This window comes from Methanolobus sp. WCC1 (assembly GCF_045690315.1).
In the GTDB taxonomy this organism is placed as follows: Archaea; Halobacteriota; Methanosarcinia; order Methanosarcinales; family Methanosarcinaceae; genus Methanolobus; species Methanolobus tindarius.
The window spans coordinates 2,126,388-2,148,823 of sequence record NZ_CP146979.1 but is presented as its reverse complement, the minus strand read 5'-3'; the positions used below and the strand labels follow the sequence as shown (position 1 = coordinate 2,148,823).

Below are 22,436 nucleotides of genomic sequence, written 5' to 3'. Positions count from 1 at the left end.
AATAACATCAGGAGAAGAAAAATATGGATTATTTTGCCGGTGTAACCGATGCACTAAGGGTTACTTTTGTGCAGATGATGCTCATTTCCTTTTTAGCCATGGGTATTTTCGTTGTAGGAATGTACATCAACTTAAAGAAATGGGGTATGGGCTCCACAGGGTATGGCGCTGCTCCATCTAAAAGTATTATGGCATTCCCTAAAATGCTTATGTATCAGATGAATGAGCATGCACATGTTCACAATCAGTCTGTTCTTGAAACATTTGTCCTTGACATCCTTTTCCAGAGAAGGATCCTGAGAAGAAGCCCTCTCAGATGGTTTATGCACTTCACAATTTTCGTTGGCTGGATGACACTTTTTGCAATGTCCGGTGCAATGTTCGCTGTTGAAATGATACACCTGATAGGCGAAAAGGTAGGATATGCTCATTCTCTTCCATGGTTCATGATACCTGAGACATTCAGAGAGCTTCTTGCAGTACCAAATGATGTATTCAGTTACATTTTACTCATTGGTATCATCATAGCTATCTACAGAAGACTTTTTGTCACAAAGGTAAGAGAAGCAACAATCGCATACGATTCTATTCTTCTTATCGGACTTACAATCATTACAATCTCAGGATTTGTTGCAGATGGTATCAGGACAGGAAGGCTTTGGGGACTTGGAATTGATTCCGAGATCGCACCACCAATGGCACTTTTCCATGTTGTAATTTCACTTCTGTTCTGTATTGCATACATCCCATTCAGTAAATATATCCATGTGATTGCAATACCACTTGCACTCCTTGCAAACAAGGGAGGAGAATAAAATGGCAAAACGTGAACCATCTATTACAACTGAAAACTTTACCGCTGTTCAGCTTATGGAACTTGACTCATGCAGCCGCTGTGGCGAATGTGTGGACTGGTGTCCAACATACGATGCATCCGGACAGGATCCGGGACTTGCACCAAGAGACAAGATCCTCAGATGGAGAGAATACATGAACCAGTCCTATGGACTTCGTGCAAAACTCTTCGGTCCAAAAGAGATCTCAGAAGAAGAGATCGAGCAGTTCAAAGATGATGTATACGGCTGTACAACATGTGGTATGTGCGCAACAGTCTGTGAATCTGCAATTAACACAGTAGAACTCTGGGAATCCATGCGTGCAAACCTTGTAAAGCGTGGAAACGGTCCATTCGGTAAGCAGGGTGCTTTCCTTAAACTTATTGGAGAGTACAAGAACCCTTACATGGAAGACAACGCAAACAGGGTAAACTGGTTCCCTGAAGACATCAAGGTCGAAGACAAGGCAGAAATCCTTTACTTCGGAGGATGTACCGCAGAACTCAAACAGAGGAAGCTTGCGCTTGCAACAGCCCGTCTTCTGAACAAGCTTGGAATTAAGTTCACAATGCTCGGTGAAGATGAGATCTGCTGTGGTTCAGCTCTTATCAGGACAGGTCAGTATTTCATCAACGACACTGCAAAAGTAAATGCTCAGAAAAATGTTGACAACATCAAGGCAAAAGGTGCTAAAATTGTACTTTACGCATGTGCAGGATGTTTCAGGGCTTCTAAAGTAGACTGGCCAAGGCTCACTGAGAAGGAACTTCCATTTAAGGTAATGCACATTACAGAGTATCTCCAGGGTCTTATCGAGAAAGGAGAGATCAAGTGGGAGAAGTCAATTGACAAGACAGTAACATACCACGATCCATGCCACCTCGGACGTCACGTTGGAGTATTCGAGCCACCAAGAGCTGTACTTGAAGCAATACCAGGTATTAAGTTCATTGAGATGGAAAGAATCGAAGAGAATCAGCGTTGCTGTGGAGCTGGCGGTGGTGTCAAGGCAGGTATTCCTGATCTTGCACTCGGTGTTGCTTCAACACGTGTTGAAGATGCACTTGCAACAAAAGCAGAGCTCCTTTCAAGTGCCTGCCCATTCTGTAAGAGAAACCTCAGTGATGGTAGGGACGCAATAGGCGCAAAGGATCTTGAAGTTGAGGATGTAGTAGTTCTTGCTGCAGAAGCAATGGGAATTGACCTCAGCGACTCACCAGAGTGATTTTATCACTCTATCTTTTTATTTTTAGGGCAAATTGAATATACCTATTCGTACTATTTACTTTTCTCATGCAAATCCCTTATGAATTACTTGGAAAAATCTTTATTTTTGTAGCTTTTGCTGCACTTTTAGTCCTATTAATTGCTTTACTATTGGGTTTATATAGTTTTAAGAATCATAAAATACTGTTCCCAAATTTTGTCCTATTCATTCTCTATCTGTTCTACGGCCCCTCAAAATGGATATGCCGTGTATTTGGCATTAAGGACACACTGGTTGATGAAATTCTGGTTGAGGTACGTAATGCCGTAATGCTTGATCAGTTCAGAGAAATTAAAAACGGGAGGGTTGTTTTTCTTCCTCAGTGTCTCAGGCATCCAAACTGTAAAGCTCGCTGTGACCCTTTGATTGGGTATGAATGCAAATTATGCGGTCTGTGTGACATTGGAACTATATGTAAAGCTGCCAATGAACGAGGTTTCGAAGTTTATGTAATTCCCGGCGGCAGTTTTGTCAAAAAAATAATTAAAGCTCACAGGCCTGAAAGTTGTATTGGCGTCGCATGCTATCCTGAACTGGCCGAGTCAATGCAGGGTGCTTCACCATTTATGGTTGTCCAGGGAGTTTCACTATTACAGGATGGTTGTTACAATACCAGAGTAGATGTAGATGAGGTCATAAGAAAAATGGAGGAATGTGACGATGTATAGGATTATCGGCATTATTGTGACCCTTTTGTTTATCATGTCAATACTGCTGGCAGCCCTGGCACTGCTGGTCAGTCGTATCAGTCTTAACAGGCATGTATGGCTTGCAGGATTTTTTGCAGGTATACTGGACTTCTTCTACATGCCTCTAAAATATTTCTTCTATAAGTTTTCAGATCCGCGTATTCTTGATAAATGGATGGTATCCCTGAAGAATATCTCCAACAGGAACAGTTTTAAGAAAGCTGACAGACGTATGATTATCGCTCCTCACTGTATGCGACATATGGAGTGTCCGGCATCATCTAAAAGAACTGGTATACAGTGTGTTTCATGTGGAAAATGTATTTTTAGCAGACTCGGGGAAGATGCATCAAAATATGGGTACGATCTCTATATTGTTACCGGTTCATCCTTTGTTAAACATGTGATTAAAGAAAAGAGCTATGATGCAGCTTTACTTATTGCCTGTGATTATGAACTGAATAAGGTTATGATGGGGCTAAAGGGTAAGAGACTGATAACTTATGGTGTCCCGATGCTTAATGACGGATGTTTTAATACCGAAGTTGAATATGAAAAAGTGATTGAAACTCTGGAACTGTTCTCTAATTAACTATATAAAAAAGAGACATCGACTAATTGAAGAATATTGAGTGAGGAGAGTAAGCTCCCTTCTGTTAATGCAATACATTCATTCCAACATGGCAGAATGATGCGCTCAAAAGAGCTGCATTGACGGCATTCGGCTACGCGTACATAAACTTCGGGAATGGTCTAAACAACCATTGCCCCCTACTTCCGACTTGCACCCACGAGGATTCGCCGTTCCATCCGCATTTCATGAGAACTCAGCTTTTCAGCATCATCGCATTGACATGTTGCGGTATCGTTTCTGTGCCAGCATGTGCAAAGCACATGAGTTGCAAAGCAACTGCCCTGGCTCTCGCCAGATACCCTTTACAGGTATTCGTGTGTTTAGAAGGTGGGGAGACTTTCCTCAGGTCAAATGACCCGGCAGCCGTCCTTCCTCTCTCAGTGATTGAGATGAAATCAAATGATATATAACTTGTGACAATGCCTGGCAATTTAACTGGTTTCAATATCATATTAATTTAACACGTCATTAAAATTTCATATGCTATTTAAAAATAATATCTCATTTTAAAATAGTTCATTATGAATCAAAACATTTATTAAGAATCCTATGAAACAACTAAGATGGTTGGTATGAAATATAATAGGTATCTCATAATTGGTATCACACTGTTGACGGTACTATTCCTTTTCATATTCTCCGGAGCTGTTTCCGTAACAGACACCGAGCTGTTTAATGTCAATGGATTCGATGCCGGGGAAAATGGATTTGAAGTATTGGTACTGGGTATAGGACTTCCTTTATTGCTTGCAGCTATTTACGTTGTTTTCAGATCTAAAAAGGAGAATTCATCCTAAATTTAAGTAATGAATATCATTTTTAATTAAAATGTGAAATGATGGCTTAGAGTTTAAGCACACCACAGCCACAGCCACGTGTGAGCAGGAAATCCATTTTTGAAATGATCTCTTCTTGATGGAAGTCTGATAGTGATTCGAACTCTTCCTCGTGCTCAGTCAGGACATGTTCCTTCATTCTTTCTTTTGCTTTTTTTGGATCATTGTCGATGACTATAAAATCGTCATTAAAACCAAGGTCCTTGCATCTGAGTATATGTACTATAGTATAACCTCCTACTTAACGTTACAACTCCTGCCTTATAAGTTTTTGTTTTGACTGCAAAAAAGGAAGTAAAAATAACCGTACTTCAGAAGAAGAATGAAATACCAATTATAATAAAAAGTACGCCTGCAGCTTTGGAAATTGTATTCTTATTTATCTTTTCCATGAGTACTTTGCCAACATATACTGCCATAGATGAAAGCAGTAATAGTGCAAGTACAACACCTATGAATACCATCAATGGGTTGTATTGGGTTGCAAAAAGTGCAGATGCAAGCTGTGTCTTATCTCCCATCTCTGATACTAAAATAAGACCAAAACCCGACATAAAGGGAGTTTTTAGTTCGTATGAACCTTCCTGATCATCATCTTCCTTGTTTATCAGTGTCATTACACCGAAAATGATGAACATAACTCCGGCACCGATACGCACGTATTCCATTGGTATTCTGTTGGCAATTACATTTCCTAGAAGGATTGCCAGGCCATCTGTTATAATAAAAGCAAGCATCACACCGGCAAGTAAACGAGTGTATTCTCTTGTTTTAGTAGATAAAACCAATACGGCTAGTTGTGTTTTGTCTCCCAGTTCTGCCAGACCTACGAGGAAGAATGGGATCATTATGTCCTGAATCATATTAACAGGAAGAAACAATAAGTCCTATATAAAACATTTCTAATATGTATCAAATATACTACTTGAAGTTTGCAGTACTTTATTTCAGAAGAAATTACGTAAGAATAAAAAAAGGTAAGCATATGCTTACTTTCTTTTCTTCCCAATTAATCTGTTTTACAAAAAAGTAATCAGTCTTCGACTTCCAGGGCCTGGATAATATCATGGACTGTAAGTTCACCTCTGGCAACCCTGAGGACCATTGGATAAATAAACGAACAATCGTCTATCGCATTCCATCGCTTCTCTCCTACGGTTCTTATTACCTCATCCATTACTTTCCCACACTCATTACAATACTTTGTATCACTTTCAATACCACAAACAATACAATTCATAATTTACCTCCACATTTACATTATTCCTAGATTCTCATTGGTGCGAATCTCTGGTTATTTTAAATGTCTGTGCTGATAGTATATAGGTTTTGAGCCTGAAAGGGTTTACATGGAAAATGTTCAAAACAAGGCGCAATTTTAATAATGGAAACTCTCATTATTCAGCGACATAAAAGGAAATTCAAATTAATGTTGATGAATATCAAATTTACCTGAGGTAAAAACGTGTCTGATAATCTTTTTGATATTAAAGTAGGAGATTTCTCATTCAGAAATCCAATTGCGCTTGCACCCATGGGGGGAATAACAAACAGTACTTTTGCAAACAAGAATGCAAATGATGCCGGACTTGTAATTCTAGGAGGATACAATCTGGATTCTGCGACACAGAAAGCTGCTGCAGAAATGGTATCCCGTGGAAGAAAGGAGTTTGAGTCCCATGAGCCTTTCAAGGTCATGGAAGATGAGATAAAAGCTGTAAATGAAGGCCCCATCGTCGGTGTCAATGTAAGGAGTTCAAAACTTGAACCTCTCATTAAGGCAGCTGAACTTGTAAGGAATGCAGGTGCCATACTTGAGCTTGATGCTCATTGCAGGCAGAATGAAATGACTGGCATTGGTGTTGGTCAGGCATTACTCAGCGATCTTCCAAAACTCAGCGACTGGATCTCTAAAATCAAGGAAACAGGTGTCGTACTTTCTGTAAAAATACGTGCAAATGTTGTTAATGATATTGAACTTGTCAAAGCAATCGAATCAGCCGGTGCAGATGTTCTTCACCTTGATGCAATGCAGGAAGGTGCCGGTGCAGATCTTAAACTCATAAAAGAGATACGTGACTCCACAAGAATGTTCCTTATCTGCAACAACTCTGTCACAGATATTGAGACTGCAAAGGATATGTTTACAAGAGGAGCTGATATGGTTTCTGTAGCACGTGCTGTAATGGATGAACCAGGAATAATAAGTCAGCTTGTAAACAGGATCTCAATACAGCAGGAAGATATGGGATGGTATAACGCACCTAAACATGTTTGTCGTGGGGAAGGAGACCTCAGGGGACTTGCATTCTGTTGCCTGCCTGTAAAACCATGCCCTGTTCATAACAATATTGCCAAACTCGGTTACTCTGCACAGGAATTTGCAGATATAAAGAATGAGTTTGCAAAAGGTACAATGCTTGAATACGGTGACAGTACATGTTTTGGCAGTCTTGTATGGTGCTGTAAGATATCAAAACCATGCTACCTGAGAGACGGTGTTCTGGAAACTCTTGGTCTTTCTGATTCAGAATACATGCGCCTTAAAAAGGAACTTGCAGACTACATACTGGAGAACGCTAAAAAGCCAGTCAACGCTCAGGTATGAGTGCTAAAATTAAATCAACTCTTTATTATAAGGCATAAGAAGGTACGATGATAGATTCACTCTACACAATTGACAGGGGAGCTTATCCTCTGCCGGCACACATTGCACGGTGCGCACAGCTTGCTATGTGTCTTGAAGTGTCCTCTTCACCTAAACCTGGAAACATTGACAGGTTTAATGATTATGATGACACTCGATACGAACATTTTCTTGCGTCATCAAGTGCTGTCTATCCTGTCATTGAGGAAGCAGTTTCCTGTGAGGCCGGTGTAGGGAGGCTTATTAAGGGTGCTGTTACTGAAAGTATGCGCTGGCAGAAAGGTGGTAATACTCATTTCGGTGCTTTCTTGCTATTGATTCCTTTTGCGATGGCTGCAGGGGAAATGTTTGAGGAAGATGAGACATTTACTATCCAGCAACTGACAGAATCTGCATACAGGATAGTAAAGAGCACCACAACTGAGGATTCAGTGGATTTCTACAGTTGTTTTGATAATGCAGGTGTTAAGGTCAATTCGGTAGATGAGTTTGATCTTGAGGATAACAGTGCTATAGATGAGCTCCACGAAAAGGATATGAGTCTTTACAAACTCATGGATATTGCCAGGGGTTATGATATCATAGCTAATGAATGGGTCACAGGTTTTAAGAGGTGTGCCCGTTGTGCAGACCTGATTATTGATGGAATGAAAGGTCTTGAGGCTCCCAGACTTCGGGCTGATATTAATAACGTTACTGTTTATGCATTCCTGAAGATGCTTTCTGAGAATGAGGATACGTTCATCAGCACCAAATATGATACGGATACGGCTCTCTATGTATCAGAAAAAGCAAAAGAGATACTTGAGCAAATGTATAATATCGGTGAAGACTTTAATAGTATATTACCATTGATTGAGAAACTGGATCAGGAACTTCTCCGGAAGAAGATAAATCCGGGTTCTACAGCAGATATAGTCATTGCAGGTTTGTTCATAGCATTACTTGCCGGAGTCCGATTTTGATGCATATTAAATTAAATCTTGAGGATTACGGGATATATGAAGGCATTTCGGAAACCATTGTTACGACAAACAGGGGATGGTCTATGAATGCTGCACCTATGGGAATTATCCGCAGGAACGATAAGTTGTTTGTGCGTCTTTTCAAAGGCTCAACTACTTATGATAATGTATTGTCGGAAAAAGTCCTTGTTGCAAATACCACGTGGAATGCCGCAATTTTTGTAAACTCTACATTTTCCGATCTGCAGGATTCTGATTTTGAATCCATTAATGTTAATGGAAGAACAATTGTAGCTCTCAAAGAGGCACAGTGCTGGATAGCTTTTGAATGCATGAATATAAAACTTACATCAGAGGCCCTGGTTGCTGAGCTTATTCCTTTGAGAACACATGTTAACAAGTGCCGGATAAGAGCTCCAAACCGCGGACTTTTCGGTGTGATTGAAGCATGCATCCATGCAACCAGATACCGGCTTACAGGTGAGGAAAAATATCTAAAACTCATCAAGGCCTATGGCGAAATTGTGGATAAGTGCGGCGGGGAAAAAGAAAAGGAAGCCATGAAGCTGCTCTATGCCTACCTGTAACTCCAGATTCAAACTAAATCCGGTATATTAAAGTATATAACACAGAAGAACCATTTTCTCCCTATGACAAAAACGATAGCATGGGGAATTACCGGAGCAGGTCATTTCCTTACTTCGAGTTTTGACATATTCGGGCAGATGAAAAACGAATATGATATCAGAGTGAACACTTTCCTTTCCAGTGCAGCTGAGGAAGTTGTGAGGATGTACGGACTTGAGCATGAACTGGAAAAGATATCCTGTGGTGAATACCTTGAGGAAGTCTTCCTTGAAACACATCAGGGCAAAAGCTGGCCTAAAACAGGACGCTTTTTACTTGACAAATATGATGCTCTTGTAGTAACACCCGCGACATCAAACACGGTTTCCAAGATAGCGCACGGTACCGCAGATTCACTTGTGAGCAATGCTGTTGCCCAGGCTGTAAAAGGTAGTGTGCCGGTTTATGTTGTTCCTGTGGATATCGCAGGAGTGGTTATATCTGAGCTTCCTTATGGCATTGCCAGGGAAAAATGCCGAAAATGTGACTCCTGTCCGCCCCGGGATAACTGTCCAAACGGTGCAATAAACGACCAGATTGACTTGCTCAAATGCAGTGGTTGCGGTATATGCAAAGACCTTTGCAACTTTAATGCTATAAAAGGCGGTCCTGTTGAGTTGAAAGTAAGGGATATTGATGCCAGAAACGTGGAAATCATAAGGGAACTCGAAGGTATTACTATACTGGAAAAACCGGAAGATATACCTTTAATTATGGATGAAATATAAGCAAAAAAGGAATTATCATTTCCTCTTTTTATTTTCATCTCATTCCAAGGCGCCTGGTGATTTTGTTCATATGTCCAATAAACATTTGTTTCACCACAAATGACACAGGTGTTTTTCTTCCGCCGGGACTTGTCTTTCCTGCTCTGATTGCATCCAGAACCTCTTCTACAGTTGTGGCGTCGGTATCAATTTCAGTATATGATATTCCTACCATTTCAGCTTCATGTGCGTCACTCCCACCTGCCATTGGGAATCCAAGTTCTTCTGAAGCTTTTCGGGCTTTGTTATTGGGGCCGTCTGTTACGCATCTTGAATTCAGGACTTCGATTGCATCCGCATCTAATCCTTCAATGTAACCTATTCCGTGGGATGTCACTTTAAAGGGGTGTGGGATTATAACTACTGCGCCCTGTTGACGTGCTTTTTTTATAGTTTCTTCCGGACTGAGTCCAGGTTTTATTGGTTTATGGACACCGAGAACAAGTATATGGCCTTTTGAAGAACTGACTTCAACACCTGGGATGACAATCATTTTTGAACCAAGTTCCTGCGCTCTTTTGACGCAGGCAAATCCTCCTTCAATACGATCGTGGTCACATATTGCAAAACCATCAAGTCCATTGGATTCAGCATTTTTTAGAATCTCATCAAGACTGGCGTTGCTGTCTTTAGAGTAACAGGAATGTACGTGAAGATCGAACTTCATGTAAGCATCTTGGTCTTACAGGTTAATAAAGATATTTTAGATTCTATGCTGGAAACCAGTTGAAATCAGGTAAACCAAGGTGAATAATAGAAAATACTGCGAACGGGGATAGAATTTTGGTGGTTGGGTGGTTGGATAGGATTGGTGGTACATTAGAGTATTTGTTCCCGTTCGCATATATACTAACTACCGGATCGCATATATATATAACGCTGTGAATTAAAATCTTTAAAAATTACAGCTGTATATACATGTCATGATAGTTCATTCACTAGAGATATGGCTTTATTTATAACTTTATCCCTTGCTTCAAAATCAATTGAAATTACATCAGTGTAACTGATATTATGGACTACTCCTTCGTCATAGATCCATGCTACAAGTGACATACCCTCTTCCGACATTGGTATCGTAATACTGATTCTTTTCCACTCAGGTAATTGGTTTCGTATCTGTTTTTTGAGCTTTTCAAATCCAAAACCTGTTTTTGCAGATACAGTTACAGAATTTGGGGCAAGATATGCAAGACCTGTCATCTTTTCCTGCAGTTCCTCATCTGTTACAAGATCTGCTTTATTGAAAACGGTGACAATAGCTACTTCCTGTAATTGGTCCCACATTGTTTCATGACATACAAGAAGCTTTTTACGTATAATCTCAAACGGTTCTGATGAGTCTACTACAAGAAGCACGACATCGGCAAGGAATATCTCATTAAGTGTTGATCTGAAAGCGTCAACCATCCAGTGAGGAAGGTCTTCTATAAAACCAACAGTATCCGTGACAAGAATATCACGACCCTCTACTTTAAGCGATCTTGTTGTGGGTAGAAGAGTGGTGAATAACATATCCTTTGATTCGACAGTTTCGTCCACGAGTGCATTGAACAGAGTACTTTTTCCGGCGTTAGTATAACCTGCAAGTGCCGCAAGTGAGAATCCTTTTGAATGACGATGTGCCCGCAAGGATTCGTTATCCTTCTGTATGGTCTCAAGCTCACTTCTGATACGTGTCATCCGGTTTTTGATATCCTGGGCATATGAGTCCTCATAACCGCCAAGTCCCATAAAACCAGGTCTTTCGTCCTTTTTCAGAATGGATATTACTGCTCTTGCACGTGGGAGTTCATATTCCAGTCTTGCAAGTTCCACCTGTAATTTGGAACGATGTGTAGTTGCTCTTGTTGCGAAGATTTCCAGAATTAGTTGAAATTTGTCAATAGTTTCACAGCGGCATGTTTCAGAAATATTGTAGATCTGCATGGTGCTGAGAGGGTTGTGGAATATTAGCTTATCTGGTTTCAGGTCAGAGACCATCAGTGCAAGTTCCTCAACCTTTCCTCTTCCAAGGTGATATTTGCGGTCGGGATGACGTGTCTGGCTTATTTCCAAAATGATTTCATAACCTGCTGCTCCGGCAAGTTCCCGAAGTTCATTCATTTGAAGGTCATTTTTTTCATCTTCAGACCTTGGGTCATTCCTCTTTACTAATATAGCACGCATCATAGGGGTACCTTGAATTGGCATTTCACTGAATATCCAGTTCTTTTAAAAGAAGCTTTCGTGAACTGAGTGATGCATGATGGGCAATCTCAATACATCTTCTCTCACTGAGTGATTCCTGATATTTGAAATCCCGGGTGAACATACTGTCGATTAACCATTGGGGTTTATTATAAAAATCACCCGCTTCTGTAACAATGGTTCCACAGGATTTCAGTTCGGAAACAGTGGTTTCTACCATTTTTACAACAAACTGGACATCAGGTGCGGATTTACTCCTGAAAGACCTCAGGTTTATCTGATTGACTTTTTCAATGTGGTCTGCAGTGACAGAAGCAGCAACTGCTGCACATACCATGAGGTATTCATCATTTACCTTATGCCTGCCGGAAATATCCACCGCGATTATATCAAACATCTTCTAAAGCAAAGTCGGGTATCTTATATAAGTTTGAGCAGTTTTGGAGTTTATTCCTGTTCTCTTTATTCATTCATGAAACTGTAATTACATCTTTATCCTGCCGATATCGATGTATTCAATAGCACCATTAAATTCCACTGCATAGAGCATCTGTTTTCTGACGCTGTTTGCAAGCCTGATGGCTCTGGACATAACAGGGAGTAAGAATTCGTGGTTATGTGGTATGGCATGAATCAGGAAATTAGAGTGTGGAAGCTTGTCAGTAGAGTGCACTTCGCTGTAAACCCTGAAGTGTGTTCCGAACTTAAAACCGGTCTTCGGGACAAATCCTCTGCTTCGAAGGTCTACATAGGCACTGTACTTGCGTGTGAAATCAGGATCAATTGAGGCCGCAATTTCTGAGAATTCAGAAATGTCAGGAATTATTTCGTCATTACTGTTCTTTATCTCTATTATGCCTTTATCAAGCAGGTAGGCAGATTCCACAAGTGACAACTGAAGGCGTTCATTATCTAGTGGTTTGCCATAAAAGCCGTTCTCATAAAGAAGCCTGGATGTTTCGCCATCCCAGACAAGGACACGGTCTTCGAGCATCGTAACAGATGCAGGCTTTTCCAGAGGTGGAATTTGTCCCATTTCTCCTTTAATATCCAGTCTTTTAACTTCGTAGTATGTGATGTCACTTTCCTCGTCAACGATGGCAAGAACCATTTGTTTGCGGACATTAAGTGCGGCGTTATACTGGGTAAGCAGGTCTTTCAGTAACATTGGTACACGTTCTGATCTGACGTAAACAAACATCTTTGCCTGTGTCTTGCCAGGGTGTCCGCCTCTAGGATAGACCCTGAAGTCAGTTACACTGGGTTGTACATAGTAGCCTCTTTCACGGAGGTCTTTGTAAACGATGTATTTCAATTCAAAGAATTGCTGTCTTCTTGATGCTTCTGTGAAAAACTCTTCAAATCCAAGGTTCTTTTCATCCTGACTTATCTCCAGTTTGTTCTTGTAAAGTAAATATGCGGCTTCAACGAGTGTGAGTTCAAGAACATCGCCCTTTGGACGACCATAGTACCCGGTGTTGTAAAGCTCATTGATGGCTTTTTTTCCGGCTTTTACCTTTTCTTTGACTAGTTTTCCGATCAAAAATTTCACCTGAAATAAATAAGAATGTATTTACAAATATATAGGGATTCAAATATTGTACTATATATTTAACAGTGGTGGACTGGGCTATCTGCAGTTCCAGGGAATTTAAGTGCAAATATAATAATGGCAGGTTAAAAAAAGATTGGAGAAGAAAAACTGAAACTTTCAGTTTTAGTCCTTCCTCACGCGAGTAATGCAACAGACAGCAAGCAAAAATGCGGTTATTAAAGTAATGCTTTCAAAGCCAGGTGTGCTCTGTGATGCAGTTTCAGTTATTTCCTCTTCAACATTATTGTTGTTTTCAATTGAATTAGTTGACATTTTTGAGTCGTCAGAGTTAGAATTCAGGTTTTCTTCCTTAGAATTGCCAACTATTGCAAACGGAGAAAATCCTGATGTTTTTGCTTCAAAGTGAAGATACTCATCATCTTCACCTGTCATTTCCGTATCAAGTTCTTCCCATTCTCCATCTGAATAGTGCAACAGCCTGATAGAATCTTCATCTATGTCGTTGTCCTCAAGCCACTGCCTGCTTACTTTAAACCCTATAATGCAGTCTTTGATATTGTCTGAATCTGAGAATCCTGATTTTCCAACCCATATGTTGAGGTTGCGGTACACTGTTCCTTCAGGCTCCTTGTCCACGAGGGCAGATGTGTCATGCAAACATTCAATGGTTGCAGATATCTTACCCCAGTTGCGGGAAGCTGTGAACTGGATGAATTCTACTTCATTGTTCTCATTCTCAAAGTCGTAGGTTGTGACTGAATCTTTGGTTATGAATTCAGATTTAACGTCCTTGAATGCGATGTTTTCGTAAAGTTCGCCAGAGGTTCCACCGCCTCCTCCGCCACCGCCGCCGGAGCTCGAGGTTGTTGTGATTGTAGGAGAAGCTGCATTAACCAGAAGATTTGTTGAAACCTCTTCGGACCAGTCACCATTGTCGTCTTTGGCTTTGAAGTATATCGTGTGATTACCTATAGAGAGCTCAGAACTTGTGAAACTGGAGTTGGTGCTTAATTGGCCATCGATGTTGGAACGCCAGTTGTAGGCGACTATGGAACCATCTTGATCGGTTCCATTTCCATAGAAGCTTACGTCTGAGTTGAATGTTGTAATATTTGTTGATAGAAGTAATGATGAGACAGATGGTAAATAATTGCTTAGTGCTCCGGTTGGCTTATATTCTCTATAAGGATAGAACAGTAGTGAATCACTGTCTGATATTCTAAGGTTGATCCCTTCAGCAAGTTCTATTTCGTGCCCTTTACCTATGGAAATCTTTCTAAAATTAAACATATAGATATTATCTTCTGTGATAAAATCGACTACAAATTCTCCAAATCTGTCTCCTATATTTATTGCAAGATAGCTTTCAGAATCTACTATCCAGAGACCATTCAGGACTATATAACTGTCTGTTTGTTCGGTAACTATTTCTTTGATATTTGTGCGGACAACAATAACATTTTCCTGAGAACCTATATCTTCCTTAAATTCCAGAGTAAATTCTCCAGCAAAAGAATCTATATTTTCACTGAATAGTAGTTCTCTGTTCTTTAATATGCTTATAACTGCAGTATTATTGTTTTCAATCTCATTTACGATTAATTCATAACTTTCTGGAAGTTCAAGCGGTGAACCTATTTTCAAAGTATATTGTGAATCAGAATCAATTACCAGTTTTGCTAATTCATCCGGTCTACTGTCTTTAAGGGATACGTATTCTTCTCCGAAAATACCTACCATAGGATATGTTTCATTATTATGGATGTTGTTTTCAGGAGTGAAATTTCCAGCATACTCTTTTTGAATGAGTGTGGAGTAATAAGTGATTCCTTCTTCTTCGATAGAGCTATTTGAAATATAGTTGATATTGATTTGTTCTGTTCCGATGTTTTCTTCAAAGTCATATACAAAGCCTGCAAAGTCCTTGAAATTCCAGGACAATCCATTATTCCATATAATTGGTCCTGTAGCTACTGTACCTCTAAGTTCATATTCCTCAGTAGGATAAATATCCTTTTTAAGATAGAAATTGTGATCACTTGAATTTGAAAGTTTTATTGATAAATCCAGTGCAATGGTTGTGTCTTCTCCTTTTTTCAGAATGATGGCATCATGGTTATTGGACATCGTTATTCTGTTGTTGTCCAAGAGATCGACATCTAGTTCGCTGAAGCGGTCTCCGTGATCAATTTCAAGCAGGTTATCTTCATTACTGTCTATCAACCACATTCCTTGTGTAACTGCAAGAGCATCGACTTGCCCCATGAATACATCACTTACAAGTAGTCTGTAGATAAGTACATTAGATTCGTTTCCAAGATCAGAATAATACTCCCATATTGCTAATCCATCACTTACATCTATTACTTCATCTTCAACGAACTCTCCGTTTCGGGATAGCTCCAACAAGACCTTATTTTCTTCAACTTTAATTTGTTTTGCTGTAAGAGCATAGCCATTTGCAAGTTCAAGAGAAGAATTTGTTCTTAATGTGTATTTATTATCAGTGTCAACCAGTAATTTTGCAAACTTGCAAGTTTTACTATTTTCTATTTCAGTAATTGGAACATAAGGATCACCCAGAATTCCTATTACTTGATATGTTTCATTTAATCCATATTTGCTATTTCCATAATCTGATTTGTACATGACCTGCTGAATAGAAGTGGAATAATTTAGCCCATATTTTCCAACCTTTAAGTCTCCGTTTTCTGCAGCGGTAATATTTTTTATAATAATCGATTCAGTTGAAGTGTTTCTGTCAAGGTCATAATAAAAACCTGCAAAATTGGAAGCATTGATTTCTAGGAAAGTATTGTTATCATTAAGTGCAAATATATCATTTTTGTCATATACAGGGCTTCTGACTTCGATATTTCCTGTATGGGTAATATCAACTGAAGTTGTTGGTTTTATAATTCCCCAGTCCCAGTTTATAACATCTGTTCCATTTTCGTTTGATACAAAGGCAGTAATGTCATAATCACCTGATGCATAAGTATCTGAATAATAGGATGCATCTGTTACTGAGTAATTGATCTGTTGATAATCTCCATCTAAATACCATACCACATCAGAAGGACAATCCAGGCTTATATTAATTGTAGGATTCTCATTTTGGTAACTTCTTATTCTGGTTTCATAAGAATCAATATTTGCTGGTGTATTTTCGGGTATTGTCTTTTCAATCACCGGATAGTAATAAAGTGTACTGTTATCTGCAACTTCCAATTTCAAACAATTGTAAATATCAAATCTCTCTCCTGATAACAGATTGATATAATTCGAATTTGAGAAAGTGATAGAATTCTCTGAAATATCAGCTACTTCTAGTAGACCCTCTTCATCTGAAATTTCAAAGTCCAGTATATCGTCAAAGTCCAGAATCCAAATACCATCAATTATAAATTGTTTCGAAACCGGTCCCTCTATTTTTTTAATATGCAATTTCATAACTCTGACATCGTCTACACCTGCAATGTCATATTCCCATTTCCATATAGCATCTTGAGATACCGGGTCAAAAACTATGGTGTTATCAATGGATGTTCCACCATATATCCAGTTTCCTTTTTGGAAATAAATGTGAAACTCGTCTTCTTCTTCATCATAGGAATAACGAATACTGTAATCATCCTTAAAATCAATATTACCACTTCCGGTCACAATATATTCTTTATCTGTATCAAGAAGCAGTTTTCCAAGTTTTGCCGGATTTCCCTGTTCTAAAGGTATGTACTTCTCTCCGAGTATACCTACAACTTCATATTGCTCTCCGTCAGAATTTAATTCATCACATGAGAAATAACTTTTCTGGATAGTTGTTCTATATGTGAGGTTTCCTGGGTCTATTATTCGTTCAGTACTCGTCAAAGGTTGTGTTACTTCAAGTGTTTCAGAAGATATGGCATTGTCAATATCATAGAATAGACCAGCAAAATTCAAATAATCCCATGATTCCGGTCCTGTTGCAATAGCACCTGGGATGTCATGTTGAGTTGATTGGTCGTATGTTTTAATCAGACAGAAACGTAATGAATCTGAATCAGCAACTTTAAAGTTAAGGTCATTGGCAACATTTATAGTACTATCTTTTTCAAGAACAATATTATTCGAATTGTTCATTCTGATTGAATCATTATCCACCAGTTGGACTTCCATTTCATTGAAAGTAGATCCCTCTTCTACATTTATGGGATTTTCAAAATCAATTAACCATATACCTTCTACATCAACAAATTCGTCTACCTCTCCCATGAATACATCAGTAACAAGTAATCTAAAAACAATGACATTATCCTCATCACCAACATCCTGATAATACTCCCATGTAACAGGACCTCTTGAAAGATCAATAACTTCATCTTCTATAAACTCTCCATTTTGGGATAGTTCCAACCAGACTTTATCTCCTTCAACATCGATTTGTTTTGCTGTAAGTTCATAGCCTTCCGGAAGCTCAAAGGTAAAACTTTTTCTAATCAGATGTTTATCATCGCTATCTAAAAGCAATTTAACAATTTCATCTGGATTTTCATCTGAAAGAGATACATATCTATCACCAAAGAACCCTATTGATGGGTATGTGGCAGGATGTATAGATCCGTATACATCTTCGTTATCAAAATCTGCTTCGTAAGCTACCTGAAGTATTTCAGTTTTGTAGTTGATCATTCCTTCTTCGAGAGTCCTGCTATCTGCTGATTGGTTAGTATTTGTGGTATTGTAAATCCTTAATGATTCACTGCCTTTATTAGTATCCAGATCGTAGTTGAAGGCTTTGAAATTAGAAGAATTTATTTCGATTGCAGAAGATCCGTTTTCAATGTTAATAGCATTTTCTTTAAAAATAGAGTAGAGGTTACTTCCATTATAAACCTGACTTCTGATATATGCATCATTATCATTTTCCACGACCAATAGGCTTGTAACTTCTGCTGACCATTCATCTTCGTTGTCTTTTACTTTGAGATAAATGGTGTGATTTCCAGGTGACAATTTATTAGTGTTGAAGTAAGCATTGTCACTCAATATTCCATCAATGCTTGATTCCCATTTATATTCCAGAATATAACCGTCGTGATCAATACCTATTCCTGCAAAGTGAATAGTCTCCCCGGCCTTTACGTATCCAGGTGATACTGAGAAAATTGAAGCTTCAGGAATTAGATTTTGGTAGGAATAAAGAGGTAAGAAATCTACATTGTTTTCATTAATTGTATAGGTCTCATCGCAAATTCCATCTTCATCTGTATCAAGATGCGTTTGGCAAAAATCCGTTCCTGATGGATTGGTCCAACAATTCCCTCCAAGATATGGTCCGCCAACAATATTTTCTCCTGCTGTTTTATCGATATTCCATGTATTAGATGAATTTGAATATTGTTTCAGGTTTAAATCGTTGTTGAAATAATTGTTATATATTGTATTTCCGGAAGAATTGTAGCCAACGTACATTCCTTCCATATAACTGTTCTCTATAGTATTTCCAGCTATCAGGTTTTCTTTATTGTTATATCTCAAAAACAATCCAATTCCGCTTGCTACTGCCAGATTAGGGGTGACATAGGAGCTAGAGGCAGAGCTCAATACTAAATCTGTGCTGTTTTTACCATCATTTTCGTTTGGGTAGATTACTATCTCTTTTGTAACAAGTTCAAACTCATCAGGACTATCAATATTTGAGGAATCAACACTCAATGAGTTTACACTTGTTGATGAAACTTCATAAGAATAAGTGTGAATTATAGAGTTATTAATCAGTGAATTGTTGTGAGATGACTCATGGAAATATATCCCGTATACTTTATCGTCCTGTAAATGGTTTTCAATAACAGTATTGTTGCAGGATTTTACAAGATCAAATCCTATAAGGTCATTAAATGAATATGTTGATTTTATTTCATTACTATTACTTTCAAAGAGGCATAATCCAATATAATCGTTAGATTCCAGGGTATTATTGATTATTTCATTATTATCTGAATTGTTAAGGTAAATACCATATTTGTTTGACTTAACAACGTTATTCTCTATCAGACAACTCGATGACTCATAAAGAAATACTGCTTTAGAAAAGTCTGCACCAGTTACAGTAAAACCTTTCAGTACAACATCATTTGAATTGATACATATTGTATAACTTTGATTATCAATTGGCTTTATAGTAACAGTATCCGGATTTCCAGAGTCAGATGCTATAGATAGTGGTTTATCAATTAGTATATTCTCCGTATATGTTCCCGACTTAACAACGATAGAATTGCCGGAAGTTGAATTGTTAATGGCATCCTGAATAGAAGTATAGTCACCACTGCCTCCACAATCTACAATGATAGTAGAACTTTGATATGAAGACAAAGGTAATTTATCAATACTTTTTCCTCCAATGGCATACTCGGTATCGCATATTCCATCTTTATTATTGTCAGCATTTATCTGGCTAAATCCAGTTCCATTAGGATTTGCCCAGAAATTGCCGCCGAGATATGGACCTCCGACTATGTTAGTACCAGCTGTTTTGGTGATATTCCATGTGTTTGAACATGCATCCTTTGCATTGTTAGTGTTAGATAAATAATTGTTATAAATCAAATTAAAGTTAGAAAAAGAATCAATGATCATGCCAAATTCGGAGTTATTAGAAATGATATTATTTTTTATTGTACTATAACGGCAACCATATATGTAGAAACCATTATGAACATTGTTTGATGCATTATTTCCACTTATAGTAAGATTCTCTGAATAGTACAGGTCAAAACTGCAATTGTTTGAAACAATAATATTATCTGTAAAAATACTGTTGTCTACAACACTAACTCTAATACCATTGTCACAAAAACTTATGTTATTACTCGTAGCTGTGGTATAATGTTCAGAGTCAATATCAATACCTTGCTTATCACAATATTCAATGTTATTATTGATCAATAAATTGTGACCACCTGCTGACACATCAATACCTATGAAACTAAAAAAAGCATTATTGCTAATCAAAGTATTTTCACTTGATTCAAATGTGCCAATAGAAGCGTAAGTTGAATGCACAGTATTATTAGACAAGATATTACCCGTTGAATATTCAAGAAATACACCCTGATGGCTATATGATAACCTGTTGTCAATTATCGAGCTGTTGGAGACTCTATCAAGAAATATTCCTGAATATGCATAATCTGGTACACTATCTTCAATGACAACATTTTCTCTAGTAATATTAAAACCGCATATAGTCACATTGTCTGCAGTCACATGAATCACATCGTCTTCCTGGTCAGCAGCCATGATTACAGTATTATCAGGATTCCCGGATTCCGATTGAATAGAAATAGATTTATTCACCAATAGATTCTCTGTATAAGTTCCAGACTCAACTATTATGGAATCCCCAGAATCTGAATTGTCAATAGCATCCTGAATAGAAGTATAATCTCCATCTCCTGACAAATCCACTGTAATAGTTTCAGCCATCGCATTTCCAGCAAGCACAAAGGAAATACATATATACATAACCAACAACGTTTTAAAATAATGGTGCCTCATATCAATAACCCATTTACTCTTAATATATTATTGGTATATAAGTGTAATTAATTTAGTATGTCTTATAAAAGGTTAGTTTATATCAAGTAGATAAAAAGAAAAATAATAAATCCTGCCCTATCCTGCAGGACACAAATAGTTCAGGCGGAGATGGTTAATTAAATTCACAGATAGGCTTCGGTAACGTAATGAAGCATCATCCTGTGGCTATTGAAGTAATAGGATAACATCTCAATGGAATTGCTCATCATTTTTGCCCATTCATCCTTTCTCTTATAATATGTAGGTATCATGATGTACTCCAGCTTATAATAGAGGTCATCAAGCTCCATCATCTCAACCTGTTCAGGAGTCTTATCGGCCTCAAGCTTCGGACCAATAGAATAACCTGTGATACCTTCCACACAGCCTTCTATCCACCAGCCATCAAGGACACTGAAATTCACAACACCGTTGTGAGCTGCTTTCATACCGCTGGTGCCTGAGGCTTCAAGAGGTTTCTTGGGAGTATTCAGCCAGACATCCACACCAGAGACGAGCTTCATGGATATGTCCATATTGTAATTCTCAATATAAGCTATCTCTATCTCACCTTTAAGCTCTCGCATGTACCCGTAAATTCTTTCGATGAGTAATTTTCCCATAAGATCTCTTGGGTGGGCTTTTCCTGAGAAAATCAGTTGTATTTTTCCTGCTTCGTTAACCTTGCGAAGCCGGTTCAGATCAGAAAATATTAATGTAGGTCTCTTGTATTCGGTAACTCTTCTGGCAAAACCAATCGTCAGAGTGTCACAATCCATATTCGTGCCACATTCTTTGTTTACATAGTCCAGGAGATCCTTTTTTGCTTTTCTGTGAGCTTTTAATATCTCATTATCCGGAATGCTCCGGGCTCTTACAAGCAGTTCTGGTTCGTTTGCCCAGCATGGAAGATATTTATTATAAAGCTCTTTCATGTGAGGTCCCACCCATGTGTAAGAGTGTACTCCGTTTGTGATTGAGCTGAACTTGTATCCCGGGAACATTTTTTCTGATATCTGCCTGTGTCTTTTGGCTACTCCATTCACATAATTGGATAAATTCAGCCCAAGCAGTGTCATATTCAGCTGATGTTCACCACCGTATTTCTTCAAAATCTCAAAATCCGAATTCTGGCTGACAAGTTCCCTGACAAGATCATGTGAGAACACATCATGTCCACTTTCAATAGGTGTATGAGTTGTGAATACACAAAGTTCTTTGACTTTTGAGGCATTCATATCGTTCTCTTTCAACAGTTCCAGAGTCAGTAAACTGGAGTGTCCTTCATTCATGTGGTACTTCTGAATAGAACAACCTAGTTTTCTAAGCATCCTGACGCCGCCGATTCCCAGTATTATCTCCTGTTTGAGACGATACCTGCGGTCTCCACCGTAGAGACTATCGGTTATCTGACGGTCTTCTACAGAGTTACCTTCTATGTCCGTATCAAGGAATAATACTGGAACTGTTTCCTCGGTGAGACTGTGATGAACATAAAGCCAGGACCTGACTTTTACTTCTTTTCCTTGTATATTGACAGTCACTTCGTAAGGGAGGGACTGCATATAGTCTGAAGGATCCCAATTGTGTGGATGCTCTGTCTGCCTTCCTTCAGAGTCAAGTTTCTGAATGAAGTATCCTCTTTTGTTGATAAGAGTAACAGCAATAAACGGAAGACCAAGATCCGCACTTGCCCTTATTGTGTCACCTGCAAGTATCCCAAGACCACCACTATATGTGGGCATTCCACAGCGAAGTCCGATCTCCATTGAAAAATAAGCTATCTTGCGTTTTTTAGACCCAATGAAATTATCCATGTTGCCAACCTTCCAAATAAATTGATAAAATTAATATTTA

The 22,436-nt window shown here is 38.6% G+C and carries 18 protein-coding genes and 1 other RNA gene; 9 read left to right on the top strand and 10 right to left on the bottom strand.

All coding sequences use genetic code 11. The annotated features are described in order from the left end of the window. The first annotated feature begins 23 nt into the window (after positions 1-23). The 4 genes from V7O61_RS10190 to V7O61_RS10175 all read left to right on the top strand — a co-directional run bounded on the left by V7O61_RS10190 (position 24) and on the right by V7O61_RS10175 (position 3,384). Positions 24-815, top strand: coding sequence for a respiratory nitrate reductase subunit gamma (locus V7O61_RS10190; protein WP_407281897.1), 792 nt, complete (start codon positions 24-26; stop codon positions 813-815). A gap of 1 nt (position 816) precedes the next feature. Continuing rightward, positions 817-2,061, top strand: a complete 1,245-nt coding sequence (locus tag V7O61_RS10185; RefSeq protein ID WP_023846110.1) for a (Fe-S)-binding protein — start codon at positions 817-819, stop codon at positions 2,059-2,061. Between the two features lie 68 nt (positions 2,062-2,129). After that, complete coding sequence (locus V7O61_RS10180) at positions 2,130-2,771, top strand: DUF116 domain-containing protein (RefSeq protein ID WP_023846111.1); 642 nt, start codon at positions 2,130-2,132, stop codon at positions 2,769-2,771. Further along, positions 2,764-3,384, top strand: coding sequence for a DUF116 domain-containing protein (locus V7O61_RS10175; protein ID WP_407281899.1), 621 nt, complete (start codon positions 2,764-2,766; stop codon positions 3,382-3,384). The genes V7O61_RS10180 and V7O61_RS10175 overlap by 8 nt, the downstream gene beginning before the upstream one ends. Before the next feature lie 38 nt (positions 3,385-3,422). On the opposite strand, the gene rnpB is transcribed toward V7O61_RS10175, so the two are convergent. Further along, positions 3,423-3,805, bottom strand: an RNA gene (rnpB, locus tag V7O61_RS10170) — RNase P RNA component. A 193-nt stretch (positions 3,806-3,998) separates the two neighbouring features. On the opposite strand from rnpB, the gene V7O61_RS10165 reads away from it, so the two are divergent. Beyond that, positions 3,999-4,223 (top strand): hypothetical protein, encoded by a 225-nt coding sequence (locus tag V7O61_RS10165; protein WP_156916286.1) that lies wholly within the window; start codon positions 3,999-4,001, stop codon positions 4,221-4,223. Positions 4,224-4,269: 46 nt separating this feature from the next. Here the strand turns inward: V7O61_RS10165 and V7O61_RS10160 are convergent, their stop codons facing one another. From V7O61_RS10160 to V7O61_RS10150, 3 genes are all read right to left on the bottom strand, one after another. Then, on the bottom strand, positions 4,270-4,401 hold the full coding sequence (locus V7O61_RS10160) for a hypothetical protein (protein WP_407281901.1): 132 nt from the start codon (positions 4,399-4,401) through the stop codon (positions 4,270-4,272). A gap of 172 nt (positions 4,402-4,573) precedes the next feature. After that, complete coding sequence (locus tag V7O61_RS10155) at positions 4,574-5,125, bottom strand: TMEM165/GDT1 family protein (RefSeq protein ID WP_407281903.1); 552 nt, start codon at positions 5,123-5,125, stop codon at positions 4,574-4,576. 170 nt (positions 5,126-5,295) lie between these two features. Next, entirely contained in the window at positions 5,296-5,502 is a 207-nt protein-coding gene (locus V7O61_RS10150; protein WP_023846116.1) for a hypothetical protein, read from the bottom strand. Between the two features lie 225 nt (positions 5,503-5,727). Between V7O61_RS10150 and V7O61_RS10145 the strand changes: the two genes are divergently transcribed. From V7O61_RS10145 to V7O61_RS10130, 4 genes are all read left to right on the top strand, one after another. Then, entirely contained in the window at positions 5,728-6,870 is a 1,143-nt protein-coding gene (locus tag V7O61_RS10145; RefSeq protein ID WP_407281904.1) for a methanogenesis marker 9 domain-containing protein, read from the top strand. 47 nt (positions 6,871-6,917) lie between these two features. Next, positions 6,918-7,874 carry a triphosphoribosyl-dephospho-CoA synthase gene (locus tag V7O61_RS10140; RefSeq protein ID WP_407281905.1) on the top strand — a complete coding sequence of 319 codons (957 nt, stop codon included), beginning with the start codon at positions 6,918-6,920 and terminating at the stop codon, positions 7,872-7,874. Continuing rightward, entirely contained in the window at positions 7,874-8,461 is a 588-nt protein-coding gene (locus tag V7O61_RS10135; protein ID WP_407281906.1) for a DUF447 domain-containing protein, read from the top strand. The genes V7O61_RS10140 and V7O61_RS10135 overlap by 1 nt, the downstream gene beginning before the upstream one ends. A 63-nt stretch (positions 8,462-8,524) precedes the next feature. Continuing rightward, positions 8,525-9,229 carry a dihydromethanopterin reductase (acceptor) gene (locus tag V7O61_RS10130; protein ID WP_407281907.1) on the top strand — a complete coding sequence of 235 codons (705 nt, stop codon included), beginning with the start codon at positions 8,525-8,527 and terminating at the stop codon, positions 9,227-9,229. A 34-nt stretch (positions 9,230-9,263) separates the two neighbouring features. Here the strand turns inward: V7O61_RS10130 and V7O61_RS10125 are convergent, their stop codons facing one another. The 6 genes from V7O61_RS10125 to glgP all read right to left on the bottom strand — a co-directional run bounded on the left by V7O61_RS10125 (position 9,264) and on the right by glgP (position 22,396). Then, entirely contained in the window at positions 9,264-9,935 is a 672-nt protein-coding gene (locus V7O61_RS10125; RefSeq protein WP_023846121.1) for a PHP domain-containing protein, read from the bottom strand. Positions 9,936-10,189: 254 nt separating this feature from the next. Beyond that, positions 10,190-11,440, bottom strand: coding sequence for a GTPase HflX (hflX, locus tag V7O61_RS10120; RefSeq protein ID WP_407283405.1), 1,251 nt, complete (start codon positions 11,438-11,440; stop codon positions 10,190-10,192). Between the two features lie 22 nt (positions 11,441-11,462). Beyond that, positions 11,463-11,855 carry a DUF2209 domain-containing protein gene (locus V7O61_RS10115; RefSeq protein ID WP_023846123.1) on the bottom strand — a complete coding sequence of 131 codons (393 nt, stop codon included), beginning with the start codon at positions 11,853-11,855 and terminating at the stop codon, positions 11,463-11,465. 87 nt (positions 11,856-11,942) lie between these two features. Next, the gene (endA, locus tag V7O61_RS10110; protein ID WP_407281909.1) at positions 11,943-13,001 is read right to left on the bottom strand and encodes a tRNA-intron lyase; all 1,059 of its coding nucleotides are present in this window, start codon (positions 12,999-13,001) and stop codon (positions 11,943-11,945) included. A gap of 174 nt (positions 13,002-13,175) precedes the next feature. Further along, positions 13,176-20,486: an S-layer protein domain-containing protein gene (locus tag V7O61_RS10105; RefSeq protein WP_407281910.1), complete on the bottom strand. Its 7,311-nt coding sequence runs from the start codon at positions 20,484-20,486 to the stop codon at positions 13,176-13,178. A 236-nt stretch (positions 20,487-20,722) separates the two neighbouring features. Further along, positions 20,723-22,396, bottom strand: a complete 1,674-nt coding sequence (glgP, locus tag V7O61_RS10100; RefSeq protein ID WP_023846126.1) for an alpha-glucan family phosphorylase — start codon at positions 22,394-22,396, stop codon at positions 20,723-20,725. Positions 22,397-22,436 lie beyond the last annotated feature (40 nt).